The sequence below is a fragment of the Glaciimonas sp. CA11.2 genome (assembly GCF_034314045.1).
GTDB lineage: Bacteria > Pseudomonadota > Gammaproteobacteria > Burkholderiales > Burkholderiaceae_D > Glaciimonas.
Map to the genome: position 1 here is coordinate 337,681 of NZ_JAVIWL010000001.1, position 12,882 is coordinate 350,562.

Sequence of the window (12,882 nt, forward strand, 5' to 3'; positions counted from 1 at the left end):
TAAATACGACTAATGAAAAAGTATCTCCAACCTTATTTAACCCGGGTCCGTCCCGAACTCAAATAATCTGCAATTGAATCCTGTGTAACCTCGCCCAAATAACTACTATCGTGATCGATTACTGGCATCCAGCTGGTACTATGCTTATACATTTTGGAGAGCACCACGCGTAAGTTCTCATCCGGTGTTGCGCTAACGGGGAATGGCTTCAACTTATCCGAGCAAGCTCCTTGCGCACCGCGAGCATCCCGACGGGAGACAAAACCCATGGCATGATTGTCCACGTCGGTAACAGTGACGTAGCGATAATCATTTTCGTCCATTAATCCATAAGCATTTGCCAGCGTAGAGTCATCCCGCACGGTCGCAGAAGTCGTCGCGGCATCACCAGCGCGCACTAGTAAAAGGCGTTTCAAAGTGGCGTCCTGACCTACAAATGATCCAACGAACTCATCTTTTGGGCGCGCCAATAGTGTATCGGGATGATCCAGCTGTACCAACTTTCCTGCACGGAAAATCGCAATTTTATCGCCAAGCTTGATCGCCTCGTCAATATCATGACTGACCATAATCACTGTCTTGTTCAATTGACGCTGCATTTGAAAAAACTCATTCTGAATCGACTCGCGATTAATCGGATCGACGGCACCGAATGGCTCATCCATTAGCAAGACTGGAGGATCCGCAGCTAACGCCCGAATCACCCCAATACGCTGCTGCTGACCGCCCGATAATTCGCGTGGATAGCGTTTTAGATATAACTTGGGATCAAGTGCTACCATCGCCATTAATTCGGTCGCGCGCTCACGGCAACGCTTTTTATCCCAGCCCAACAAGCGTGGCACGACCGTGATATTTTCTTCGATAGTCATGTTCGGAAACAGGCCGACCTGCTGAATAACATAACCAATGTGACGACGTAAGGTAACCTCATCGATACCGGTGGTTTCTTCACCATTCAATAAAACACGGCCGGAAGTGGGAACGATCAAACGATTGATCATTTTGAGCGTCGTGCTCTTTCCGCAACCGGAAGGTCCAAGAAATACACAAATTTCACCCTCGGCGACGGTGAGACTTACCTCATCAACGGCTTTTACTTTGACGCCATCTTTTTGGGTGAAGACTTTACTTAGTTTGTCGAGTTCAATCATTATTTCTGCATTCCTTTCGGTGTTAGTACGCGTTGAAGCCACTGCAGCAAAGCGTCGGCAACAATTGCCAGGACGCTGATCAATACCGCACCGACCACGAGTTTTTGCATATTACTTTGGCTAATCGCGTGCAAAATCAGCACGCCCAAACCACCCGCTCCGATCACAGCGGCAACTGCCATCACGCCAATATTCATGACGACTGCGGAACGGACTCCACCTAAAATCACGGGAACAGCCAATGGCAAATCAACCAGACGCAAGCGCTGCCAAAACGTCATGCCGATACCAATGCCCGCTTCTTTGACGCCGTCTTCAATGCCATCGAGTGCCAAATACGTATTGCGCATAATCGGCAACAACGAATACAAAAATACTGCGGTGATGGCGGGTAATGGTCCCAGACCCTGGCCAAAACGGGAGAACAACGGGATCATCAATCCGAATAACGCGATCGATGGTAACGTCAAAATGACGGTGGCCAATCCGAGCATCGGGCTGGCTAACCCACGGTGACGAATCATCACTATGCCAAGCGGAACGCCAACCAAAATGGCCAAACCAACGGCGATACTCACCAACATCAAATGTTGCAAAGTCAGATGTAAAATCTCAGGCCACGCGCCGGAAAGATAGTTAAATAAACTCATTTTGCATCCCTCACATCAAACCTTGAGCGCGTAAAAAATCGGCCGCAACCTGCGCTATCGGTTGTTGATCGATATCCACTTGCTTGTTCATGGCTGCCATTTTTTGCGTGTCGATAGTGGCCGACAAAGCGTTCAACTGTTCGGCCAGCTTTGGATTGGCGTCGAGTATTTCTTTACGAACCATGGGCGCCGCGGTATAAAACGGAAAGAAACCCTTGTTGTCTTCTAGCAGCTTTAAATTAAAACCACCAATGCGACCATCGGAAGAGTACGTAAGGCCAACATACAACTGATCGTTTCGTAACGCGGTATAGACCAGACCGGGATCCATCTGCTTGACCTCACTCCGGTCAAAATGCATGTTGTACAGTTCTGACATTGGGCCTAAACCATCTGAACGTGAGGCAAATTCAAAGTCAACCCCGAACAAATGTTTGCTGTCTGGATCGCGCTCGCGATCCGCTGCGATTCTGTCTACCAGATCTTCTATTGTTTTTATTCCTTCTTCCTCAGCGCGTGTGGCAGGCACTGCTAACGCGTAGGTATTATTTAATTTAGATGGTTTCAGCCATATCAAACCTTTGGCGCCGTCTAATTGTTTGACGCGTTCATAAGATTGCTCGTCGTCCAGCTTCTCGGTAATTTTGTTAAATACAATTAATGAACTGCCGGTATATTCCCAAACGATATCTAGCTGGCCGCTTTCTATCGCCTGGCGCATGATGGTGGTACCCAAGCCATTTTTCAGCTCAACGCTGTACCCTTTAGACTGTAAATACTGTTGCGTCATGGACGATAGAATTAACTGTTCGGTAAAGTTTTTACCGCCGACTACTAAGGGGCCAGCGATCGCGGCTGACGCCATTACGAGACTAAATATGCCGAACGTCATTGTCAGCAAATGCTTTATGCGTAAAAAATTCATTTTTTTCTCCTTCTTAAAAGATGCTGATAAACCGCATCTGAATCTCTGCGGTAGCAATGTCTGCGATATCGTTTATCGCAATAGACCGCGTTTGCTGAGATAGGCGTTGCTGCCGATAGAAACGATGGCATCAAGTATCAGCGCCAGTACTGCCGTGGCGGTGGCACCAAGCAATAGTTGATCCTGGTTGTTGAGATAAATGCCGGGGAAAATAATGCTACCGAGACTTTCGCCACCAATCAAAATCGATAGCGGTGCGGTACCAACATTAATGGCTAAGGCGGTTCGGATACCACCGACAATAATCGGAATGGCATTTGGCAACTCGACCCGGAACAAGATTTGGTAGGGCTTCATACCGACACCCTTAGCCGCGTCGCGTAACGAGGGCGGGACTTGCTTCAGCCCTTCGTACGTATTGCGTACTATGGGTAGTAATGAGGCTAGCCATAAAGCAATGATTGACGGTTTATCACCGATGCCGAAAAACGCTAACGCAAGGGCCAATACGGCGATCGATGGAATGGTGTTGCCGATATTAAATATCTGCATGAATTTTTCAGCGTGGCGCGCGAATAGAGGGCGGCTAAGTAAAATTCCTGCGGGCAGACCGCTCACAAGGGCCAACAACATCGACCAGCCAACTAGTTGCATGTGCCGCATAGTGTAATAGATCAGATCACCTTGATAACGCTCAATGGCGTCGGCACCGACCGTCCAGCCGATGCCCGCCACGGCCAATATAGTGATGGCTGTGCCGACGATGGCATTACGATAGCGATTCGTCATGTTTTACTCCATTTCTGCCGCACGAGTTCAATGCACAGAAAAATACCTGCACACACAATGACGCGCGAGCATGACAAACAAAGCTGTCAATTTATTTATCCCATTCCGTATCCTGAAAGGACTGTTCAGAATGGGTCGACTGCCGCATTGGGGCGGCAAACTGAATGCAGGGATAACCCCACGTTTGATGAAACTCCAACATTTATCGGAGCAATAGACGACCCACTGATGCAGGTCATGAAGCTTCACTGCGCCATTTTGGGGTGGCACAATGTTTCAAAGAGGCACTAGTGTAATGAATTTTCTTGATGAAGTCTAGTAATGATTTTTACCAAACCTATTACCGAAATGTCTATTGACCGCTAAAACTACTATTTTCAGCGTAAAATTTGGAAAAAAGAGAATGGGCAGAGCAGAAAAGCAGAGAACAAAATGAATACGCGTTTATATTTTATTCGTGTTTCTTAACAAAGTCAGTCTGCGATGGCCAAAAGCGCAACCACACACTGACTATTGATGCGTATCGGGCTATCAGTATTAAGCTAAGCGCAATTGACTTGCGGCTAACGCTAATGCAGTAATGCGCGCCCAATCACCCGATTCCAAAGCATCCTTCGGCGTCAACCACGATCCGCCAACACATGCAACATTTTTGCACGCCAGGAACTGTGCGGCAGTTTGTTGCGATATGCCGCCAGTCGGACAAAAAACAACATCACTCAAAGGCCCTGCAATCGCGTTCAACATCCCTACGCCACCTGCTGGAACTGCCGGAAACAGCTTGAGTTGACGAAATCCGGCTTCACGCGCCGCCATCACTTCCGAAGGAGTCATCACCCCCGGCAACAATGGCAAGCCGCTCGACTTTGCCGCAGCGATGAGAGATGAGGTCAATCCGGGGGATACACCGAAAACGGCACCAGCATCACGCGCCGCAACAAATTCGTCCGGATGGGTGAGTGTACCGACGCCAACAATTGCTCCTGGCACTTCGGCCATTGCGCGAATCGCTGCCAGCCCATGAACCGTGCGCAGCGTTACTTCCAGCACACGGATGCCACCGGCAACTAACGCCTTTGCTAATGGGACGGCATGGGCAATATCGTCGATTGCGATCACCGGAATCACTGCAGAAGTGCGCATGATGTCCAGCACTTCGTTGTCATACAAATATTTGGAAGATGTCATATCGTTGCTTTCTTATGTTCGTCAAAACTACGTATTTTTCGGCTACCTCATTTAAGCAACCGTAATAATCTTCATGATCTTAATAAGATCATGAATCTCAGACTTAGTTAGAAACAGCTGCCACCAACTCACGCACAGGAGGTAAGTCAAAACAGGTTGCGCCCTCCTCAGCCGCGCTCACCGTGTTGCGGAACATGGCAAACAATTCGCGCCCCATGCCGACTTGATTAGCGTCCAGATTGACCAACTGCAATTGACGTTGCGCCCACTCTGCGGCTGGCACGATCGCCTCAAGTATACCGTGCTCTGCGTCCATCTTGATCATGTCACCGGTACGCACCAGCGCCAATGGCCCACCGGCCGAGACTTCTGGTGTTACGTGAATTGCTGCCGGCACTTTGCCCGATGCGCCCGACATACGACCGTCGGTAACCAGCGCCACGTGACGCCCCTTGTCTTGCAGCAGGCCCAACGCAGGTGTGAGTGCGTGTAGTTCTGGCATACCGTTGGCACGCGGCCCCTGAAAGCTCAACACAGCGACAAAATCGCGGTCCAACTCACCTGCACGGAAGGCTTTCATAAACGCCTCCTGTGAGTTAAAGACAATCGCGGGCGCTTCTACAATCCAGTGCTCTTTCTTGACTGCTGAAATTTTGATCACTGCACGGCCCAAATTACCGGTCAGCAAACGTAAACCACCGTCTGCGGCAAACGGTGTGGCGGCAGGTCGTAATACCGAGTCATCACCGCTTTTTTCCGGAGCAGGTTTAAATACAACTGCGTTACCTTCTAAAAATGGCTCTGCGCAATGCGCGCGCAAACTGTCTCCGAGAATCGTCGTTACGTCTTCGTGCATCAGGCCAGCATCAAGCAACTCGCGGATCACAAAACCGGTCCCACCAGCAGCATGAAAGTGATTGACGTCTGCATCACCATTCGGATAAATCCGCGTCACCAATGGAACCACGGCTGACAACGCATCAAAATCATTCCAATCAATAACAATCCCCGCAGCTTTAGCAATCGCCACCAAATGTAATGTGTGATTGGTCGAACCGCCGGTTGCTAACAATGTCACGATGGCATTCACAATACTCTTTTCGCTAACCACATGCCCGACCGGGCGATAGTTGCCGCTGTGATCAGTAATCTTCAACGCCTGACGCCCTGCTTCGGCGGTCAGCGCATCACGTAATGGTGTATTCGGGGTGATAAAAGCAGAGCCAGGCAGATGTAAGCCGAGCGCTTCCATCAACATTTGATTACTGTTGGCGGTGCCGTAAAAAGTACACGTGCCGGCGCTGTGATAGGACTGGGATTCAGCCTCTAGCAAACCTGCCCGATCAACTTTGCCTTCCGCATATAACTGGCGAATTTTGACCTTTTCTTTATTCGACATCCCACTGATCATCGGACCACCAGGAACAAAAATCGCTGGTAGATGTCCAAAATGTAATGCGCCAATTAACAGTCCTGGCACGATTTTGTCGCAGATACCCAGATACAACGCGGCATCAAACATGTTATGCGACAGGGCGATAGCCGTTGCCATGGCAATTGCATCACGTGAAAACAATGACAACTCCATACCAGGTTGCCCTTGTGTCACACCGTCACACATTGCAGGCGTTCCACCGGCAAATTGCGCTACGCCACCCGCAGCACGAACGGCATCTTTAATAATTTTGGGGAAATTTTCGAACGGCTGATGCGCCGATAGCATGTCGTTATACGAAGAAATAATCGCAACAGAAAGATCTTTATCCTGTTTAAGTCGTAACTTATCGTTCACCGGAAAGGCGGCAAATCCGTGCGCAAGATTGGTACAAGATAACGCACCGCGCTGTACATCTTGCCGACGCGCTATCTCGATACGCTCCAGATAGGCACTGCGATAAGGTTGGCTGCGCGCGATAATTCGCTCTGTTACTTTGGCAACGCTGGCTAGAACGGACATGTTTTAATCCTCGAAAATAAGCTGAAATAAGCTCGCAGTGCAAAATGGGAAAGCAAGCTTGCGATATTCAAACTGTAATTTTACTACAATTAATTTTCACCCGCCTTCTCTGCTTTAACTATATTTTATTCATTTCGTTGAACTGTAGCGAACATTACCACCACCTGTACAGCTGATTTTCATTTGGAATTGATCCTATATTATAGATATTTCAGCCAAGAAAACAACTTTCCTCGCTACAGAGCCTTTAGGTCCTGTAGCCCGTCAACTTGCGCTGGAGCTGCGGTGCAAATCGAAATCTAGCAACAAATTGTAGTGAAATTACCAAAAAATGTTGTATAGTCCTACTCAACCCAAGCTGCCATGAAAGTCCGGACATGCCTAATACTACCGATACTGCGCACGACACATCTAGCCTCAAACCTGATGCCGCCGCCTTTGAAGCACTACAAAATCACTACACTACGACAAAAAATATCGCACTGCGTGAACTGTTCGATGCTGATCCTCATCGCTTCAAACACTTCTCCTTAGAAGCTTCCGGTCTATTTCTGGATTATGCCAAAAATACGCTGACTAGCGAAACCATGTCTTTGCTATGCGATCTGGCGCGTGAGCGTAAGGTTGAGACGCGACGTGATGCCATGTTTGCTGGCGAAAAAATCAACACTACCGAAGACCGCGCAGTTTTGCACACGGCGCTTCGCACGCCTTGGCCGCCAAGCGCAGGCAATAGAGCACTAGTCATTGATGGACAAAAAATCGATGGTGATGTCCATGCTGTACTTGAACAAATCGCGGCATTTACAGAAGCAGTACGGGCAGGAAAATGGCTTGGCTATAATGGCAAACAGATTACCGACATCGTCAATATTGGCATCGGCGGCTCGGACCTCGGCCCCAAAATGGTTTGCGAGGCACTTCGCGCCTATCAGCATACGGAGCTGAAATTACATTTCGTGTCCAACGTAGATGGCCATGACATCGATGCTGTTTTATCGCAAATTGATCCGGCCACGACCCTATTCGTCATTGCGTCCAAAACGTTCACGACGATGGAAACCATGATGAATGGGCACAGCGCCCGCAACTGGTTTCTGACACAGGCGGACGGCGCGCAGGAAAGCGATCTGACCCATCACTTTGTGGCCGTATCCACCAATACCGAAGGCGTCAAAGCATTCGGCATTGATCCGCAAAATATGTTTCCATTCTGGGATTGGGTTGGTGGTCGCTATTCCGTTTGGTCTTCAATTGGTCTTTCAGTTGCGCTGGCGGTTGGATTTGAACAGTTCAGCGAATTTCTGGCCGGCGCGCATGCAATGGATAACCACTTCCGCAGTGCGCCGCTTGAGCGGAATATGCCCGTTATTCTGGCACTCGTCGGTATTTGGCAACGCAATTTTTGCGGCAGCGCATCGTTATCGATAGCGCCCTACCATCAAGACCTGGGCAATTTCCCATCGTATTTGCAGCAACTGGAAATGGAAAGTAACGGCAAGCGCGTCGCGCTCGATGGCAGTCCGCTTCAGATTAAAACTTGCCCTGTTATCTGGGGAAATGTCGGCACCAATGGCCAGCACGCCTACTTCCAGTTATTACATCAGGGTACCGATGTCACGCCTGTCGACTTCATCGCTGCATTGGCGCCGAGTCATCATCTGCCCGGCCATCAAGCAGCACTATTGGCAAATTGTTTTGCCCAATCAGAAGCCTTCATGCGCGGCAAAACAGCAGACGAAGTGCGTGCTGAGATGCAGAATAAAGGGATGCCAGAATCTGACATCAGCGCACTCTTGCCGCATCGGACCTTTCCCGGTAATCGTCCTAGTAATACCATTTTGCTACAAAAGTTAACGCCAACATCGCTCGGATCACTGATTGCACTATACGAACATAAAACCTTTGTACAAGGTGCCATCTGGGGAGTTAACAGTTTTGATCAATGGGGTGTCGAGTTGGGCAAGGTAATGGCTACGCATATTCTTGACGAACTGACCGGCAATACGGCCCCCGACAAGCACGATAGTTCAACCAATGGTTTAATTGGTCGTGCACGTGCGGCTTTATCAGGTAACTAAAACACGCTAAGACACGCAAATAGGCCAAAACGCAGTCTCAACGCCGGCACTGCATTATCGGTTGAGGCTGCGAAACGTCACGCAGCATAGCGCGCAATAATGTCGCTCGAATCAATGTAGACTTTTTAAGTAAACGGATAATCAAACATCATGGCTCTAGCAGAATTTGACCTGGCAATCTTTGGCGGCACTGGCGATCTGTCAATGCGTAAATTGTTACCTGCGATGTACTCGCGTGATCGCGCCGACGATTTGCCACCACACGCGCGCATTTTGTGCATTGGGCGACATGAATTGTCGAACGATGATTTTCTACAGCATATCGATAAAGACGCCCGCCCTCACATTTCGATGGAGACGTTTGATCCCGTCATCTGGGAACGGTTTTGCAAGCGCGTTCAGTATGTAGCGATGGACGCCACCGATGCGAAGTCTTATAAAGCACTTGTGGCAGCAATGCGGCCTGATCCAAGCGTCACTAATGTATTTTATCTGGCGACGCCACCTGCGCTGTTTTCTAAAATTTGTCGTAACCTGTCAGCTTCCGGATTAGCCACGCCCAACTCGCGTGTAGTCCTCGAAAAACCACTCGGTCGCGATCTTGCCAGCGCCAAACAAATTAACGCTGAAGTGGGTCAGATATTTTCTGAATCACAAATTTTCCGCATCGATCATTACCTCGGCAAAGAGACTGTTCAAAACCTGCTGGCGCTCCGCTTCGGTAATGTTCTGTTCGAGCCATTGTGGCGTCGCGAATGGATTTCTGACGTACAGATCACGATCGCGGAAGAACTTGGCGTTGGTAATCGAATGGGTTACTACGAAAGCTCCGGCGCCCTGCGCGACATGCTACAGAACCATTTGCTGCAATTATTATGCATCGTCGCCATGGAGCCGCCGGTATCGATCACTTCCGATGCTGTCCGCGATGAAAAACTCAAAGTTCTGCGCTCATTAAAACGCTTTACACCAGTCAGCCTCGCGCAAAATGTCGTGCGCGGCCAATACCGGGCAGGACATGTGAATGGCATTGCAGTACCCGGCTATCGCAAAGAGCAGGATGCCGATCCGCACTCACGTACCGAAACCTTTGTGGCGATAAAAACCGAGGTGGATACATGGCGCTGGGCTGGCGTCCCCTTTTATCTGCGTACCGGCAAGCGTATGGCCGATTCGCTGGCAGAAATTGTTATTCGATTTAAGAAAATTCCACATTCAATTTTTACGCAACCGAATAGTAGTTTTGAATCCAATTGCCTCGTCATCAGATTGCAACCCGATGAAGGTCTGCATTTGAATTTAATGGCAAAAACGCCAGGCGACGGCATGCGGCTGAAACCGGTTGAACTGGAGCTGAATTTTCGCGAAAGCTTTAAAGCACCGCGCATGGAGGCCTATGAACGTTTACTACTCGATGTATTGCGCGGCCAGTTGACGCTATTCATGCGTAGTGATGAATTGGAAGCGGCCTGGGAATGGGTAGAGCCAATTCTGAACTATTGGGAGCAGGAAGAAAACGAACCGATTCCTTATAGTGCAGGTACTTGGGGACCGGCGGCGGCGAGCGCCCTGATTGGACGCGACGGCTTGCAATGGCGCGAAGAAGCATTACCGGAAGTATAGGAGTCCACCGTGGCAATGCTCCTCGATGCTATTCGTACGCAAATTGATTTGTTATCTAAGTCGGAGAGAAAAGTCGCGTTGACGATTCTCGATAATCCGCAACTCGCGCTGTCCGAGAATATCACCGCGCTAGCCAAAAATGCCCTCGTTTCTGAGCCCACGGTAGTACGCTTTTGTCGGGCTGTCGGGTATGAGGGCTGGCATGATTTCAAACTGAAATTGGCCCAGAGTCTCGCGGTAGCATTGCCTGGTGCGAATGAAATGCTGGCGCAAGATGATATCGCTGCGGATCTGGTTAATAAGATTTGCAGTCGATCAATTAATACTTTGCTGGACTTGCGCAATCACCTCAGCCCGGATGCGATTCAGCGCGCCCTGGATGTTCTGCTCAAAGCGAACAAGATCGAGTTTTACGGCCAGGGCACGTCAGGTATTGTCGCTGCTGATGCACAGCATAAATTCTTTCGATCCGGCGTTCCAACCGTCGCCTATTCCGATCCGCACATTCATAGTATTGCCGCATCGCTGTTGCAACCAGGCGATGCCGTTGTCGCCATCTCGCAACGAGGTGGCAATGCCGCGCTGCTGAGAAGCGTGCAGCTAGCAAAAAAGGGCGGTGCCGATATCATCGTGTTGGGACCAAGCGGAACGCCGTTGGCTGAACTGGCAACGGTATTAGTGCCGATCGATCTCAGTTTCAATACTGACCCGTATACGCCGATCTCAGCGCGTCTTGCGCATCTTGTCGTGATCGATATTCTGGCAGTCGGATTAGCCCTTAAACGCGGTCCGGAGTTTCGAAAGAAAATGCAGAACGCACAAAAAGCATTGCAGCAATTTGACATGCAGTTTGACTCATTCTTTCGTTGATGCACTCCTTATAAATATCGCGTAAAAATCAATCTCAAAAAGACCTGCGCTAATGTGGTTACTGCACCATGCAGCGCGGTGATACGTAACACCATAAAAATAAATTGACCCAAAAGAGACAAACCAGATGACGCTACCTTCCGGATTTCAACTACCAGTTTTTTTGCACGAACAAATGCGCCGCGACATCGCTTTTTTTCATCCACGCTCGATTGATCCCGCTGGTGGATTTTTTCATTACTTTAATGACGACGGTAGTATCTACGACGCGTCGAGTCGCCATCTGGTGAATAGCGCGCGTATGGTATTTTGTTATGCACTGGCATTTCGTCTGGATGGCAAGGAAGAATATCGGGATGCGGCGCGTCATGGTTTGCGCTTCCTAGAAGAAAAACATAAACAACCTGAATATGGTGGCTATGCTTGGGTGCTTGAAAATGGTACGCCAATCGACCGCACTCAGCATTGTTACGGCTTGGCGTTCGTTTTATTAGCCCATGCACACGCGCTAAAAATTGGCATTGCCGAAGCCGCGACCGGCTTGCGCACCACCTTTGCATTGATGGAACGCGTGTTCTGGTCGGAGGCCGACGGTTTATATGCGGACGAAGCGACGCCGGATGGCGTTGTATCGCCCTATCGTGGACAAAACGCGAATATGCATAGTTGTGAAGCGTTGATTGCCGCATTTGAAGCGACCGGCGATAAAGTCTATCTTCATCGCGCAGAGCTGTTAGCCAACAACATCACAAACCGTCAGGCGGCGCTCTGTGATGGCTGGATATGGGAACATTACGATGCTGACTGGCGCGTGGATTGGGAATACAACCGTCACGACAGTAGCAATATGTTTCGACCGTGGGGTTATCAACCGGGCCACATGACCGAATGGTCCAAATTATTGTTGCTGCTTGATCGCCATAGCGCACAGTTGCAACATGACAGCGACTGGCTGGTGGTGCGCGCACAAGCACTCTTTGATGTAACGATGCCGTTGGCTTGGGATGCGCAACACGGTGGCTTGGTGTACGGGCTAGCACCGGACGGCACCGCCTGCGACGATGACAAATATTTTTGGGTCCAGGCAGAGTCGCTGGCAACGGCTGCATTGCTGGCGCAGCGCACTGGCAACCCGGAGTATTGGGATTGGTATAACAAGCTATGGCAATACAGTGCGGATCATTTGATCGATCAGCAGCGAGGCGGCTGGTATCGGATTTTGCACCGCGATAACCAACGCTACGGTCCTGAAAAGCCACCGCACGGCAAGACTGACTTCTATCACCCGATGGGCGCGTACCTGGAGTCGTTATATGCGGTTGACTGCGCTTTAGCATAGGAAGCGTATCGATATTGTTGGTTTTTCGGATGCAGGGATTGCCGCTAAGATTTATTCCTTGATCCGCAAATACCTGCAAGCCCGTGACTCGAAGAGGTAACCAAAAACCGCCGCAAGATGCAAACCTTATTTGTGGCACAACCGCCAAATACCTCGGCTTGAATCAACAGCGCCATCAACTGCGACTCTCCTCATCCGCTCATATAAGTATCGGCTACCCACCCGCCGCAAAGCGCGCAAGCAGATTCCTTGGTGCGCCGTATAAAAACACGCTGAATTTTATTTCGCGCTGATAAATGTAGCGAC

The 12,882-nt window shown here is 49.7% G+C and carries 11 protein-coding genes; 5 read left to right on the plus strand and 6 right to left on the minus strand.

Annotated elements, in window-relative coordinates:
- Positions 1 to 32: 32 nt before the first annotated feature.
- The 4 genes from RGU75_RS01405 to RGU75_RS01420 form a co-directional block, all read right to left on the minus strand.
- Positions 33 to 1,154, minus strand: coding sequence for an ABC transporter ATP-binding protein (locus RGU75_RS01405; protein WP_322232476.1), 1,122 nt, complete (start codon positions 1,152 to 1,154; stop codon positions 33 to 35).
- The gene (locus tag RGU75_RS01410; protein WP_322232477.1) at positions 1,154 to 1,804 is read right to left on the minus strand and encodes an ABC transporter permease; all 651 of its coding nucleotides are present in this window, start codon (positions 1,802 to 1,804) and stop codon (positions 1,154 to 1,156) included. The genes RGU75_RS01405 and RGU75_RS01410 overlap by 1 nt, the downstream gene beginning before the upstream one ends.
- Positions 1,805 to 1,814: 10 nt before the next feature.
- Entirely contained in the window at positions 1,815 to 2,729 is a 915-nt protein-coding gene (locus tag RGU75_RS01415; RefSeq protein WP_416186771.1) for a glycine betaine ABC transporter substrate-binding protein, read from the minus strand.
- A 72-nt stretch (positions 2,730 to 2,801) separates the two neighbouring features.
- Positions 2,802 to 3,518: an ABC transporter permease gene (locus tag RGU75_RS01420; RefSeq protein ID WP_322232478.1), complete on the minus strand. Its 717-nt coding sequence runs from the start codon at positions 3,516 to 3,518 to the stop codon at positions 2,802 to 2,804.
- Positions 3,519 to 3,588: 70 nt separating this feature from the next.
- Between RGU75_RS01420 and RGU75_RS01425 the strand changes: the two genes are divergently transcribed.
- Positions 3,589 to 3,735, plus strand: coding sequence for a hypothetical protein (locus RGU75_RS01425; RefSeq protein ID WP_322232479.1), 147 nt, complete (start codon positions 3,589 to 3,591; stop codon positions 3,733 to 3,735).
- Between the two features lie 320 nt (positions 3,736 to 4,055).
- Here RGU75_RS01425 and eda read toward each other — a convergent pair whose 3' ends face one another.
- Positions 4,056 to 4,706, minus strand: coding sequence for a bifunctional 4-hydroxy-2-oxoglutarate aldolase/2-dehydro-3-deoxy-phosphogluconate aldolase (eda, locus tag RGU75_RS01430; RefSeq protein WP_322232480.1), 651 nt, complete (start codon positions 4,704 to 4,706; stop codon positions 4,056 to 4,058).
- Positions 4,707 to 4,809: 103 nt separating this feature from the next.
- Positions 4,810 to 6,663, minus strand: coding sequence for a phosphogluconate dehydratase (gene edd / locus RGU75_RS01435; protein ID WP_322232481.1), 1,854 nt, complete (start codon positions 6,661 to 6,663; stop codon positions 4,810 to 4,812).
- Positions 6,664 to 7,040: 377 nt separating this feature from the next.
- Here edd and pgi point away from each other — a divergent pair, with 377 nt between their 5' ends.
- The 4 genes from pgi to RGU75_RS01455 all read left to right on the plus strand — a co-directional run bounded on the left by pgi (position 7,041) and on the right by RGU75_RS01455 (position 12,576).
- Positions 7,041 to 8,744: a glucose-6-phosphate isomerase gene (gene pgi, locus RGU75_RS01440; RefSeq protein WP_322232482.1), complete on the plus strand. Its 1,704-nt coding sequence runs from the start codon at positions 7,041 to 7,043 to the stop codon at positions 8,742 to 8,744.
- Between the two features lie 150 nt (positions 8,745 to 8,894).
- Positions 8,895 to 10,367, plus strand: a complete 1,473-nt coding sequence (gene zwf, locus RGU75_RS01445; RefSeq protein ID WP_322232483.1) for a glucose-6-phosphate dehydrogenase — start codon at positions 8,895 to 8,897, stop codon at positions 10,365 to 10,367.
- A gap of 15 nt (positions 10,368 to 10,382) precedes the next feature.
- Positions 10,383 to 11,237 (plus strand): SIS domain-containing protein, encoded by an 855-nt coding sequence (locus RGU75_RS01450; RefSeq protein ID WP_322240154.1) that lies wholly within the window; start codon positions 10,383 to 10,385, stop codon positions 11,235 to 11,237.
- 127 nt (positions 11,238 to 11,364) lie between these two features.
- Positions 11,365 to 12,576 (plus strand): AGE family epimerase/isomerase, encoded by a 1,212-nt coding sequence (locus tag RGU75_RS01455; protein ID WP_322232484.1) that lies wholly within the window; start codon positions 11,365 to 11,367, stop codon positions 12,574 to 12,576.
- Positions 12,577 to 12,882 lie beyond the last annotated feature (306 nt).

Coding starts and splice junctions, on each gene's coding strand:
- RGU75_RS01450 (WP_322240154.1), top strand. CDS start 10,383: ATGCTCCTCGATGCTATTCGTACGCAAATTGATTTGTTATCTAAGTCG.
- RGU75_RS01425 (WP_322232479.1), top strand. CDS start 3,589: ATGACAAACAAAGCTGTCAATTTATTTATCCCATTCCGTATCCTGAAA.
- RGU75_RS01410 (WP_322232477.1), bottom strand. CDS start 1,804: ATGAGTTTATTTAACTATCTTTCCGGCGCGTGGCCTGAGATTTTACAT.
- RGU75_RS01420 (WP_322232478.1), bottom strand. CDS start 3,518: ATGACGAATCGCTATCGTAATGCCATCGTCGGCACAGCCATCACTATA.
- edd (WP_322232481.1), bottom strand. CDS start 6,663: ATGTCCGTTCTAGCCAGCGTTGCCAAAGTAACAGAGCGAATTATCGCG.
- pgi (WP_322232482.1), top strand. CDS start 7,041: ATGCCTAATACTACCGATACTGCGCACGACACATCTAGCCTCAAACCT.
- zwf (WP_322232483.1), top strand. CDS start 8,895: ATGGCTCTAGCAGAATTTGACCTGGCAATCTTTGGCGGCACTGGCGAT.
- RGU75_RS01405 (WP_322232476.1), bottom strand. CDS start 1,154: ATGATTGAACTCGACAAACTAAGTAAAGTCTTCACCCAAAAAGATGGC.
- eda (WP_322232480.1), bottom strand. CDS start 4,706: ATGACATCTTCCAAATATTTGTATGACAACGAAGTGCTGGACATCATG.
- RGU75_RS01455 (WP_322232484.1), top strand. CDS start 11,365: ATGACGCTACCTTCCGGATTTCAACTACCAGTTTTTTTGCACGAACAA.
- RGU75_RS01415 (WP_416186771.1), bottom strand. CDS start 2,729: ATGAATTTTTTACGCATAAAGCATTTGCTGACAATGACGTTCGGCATA.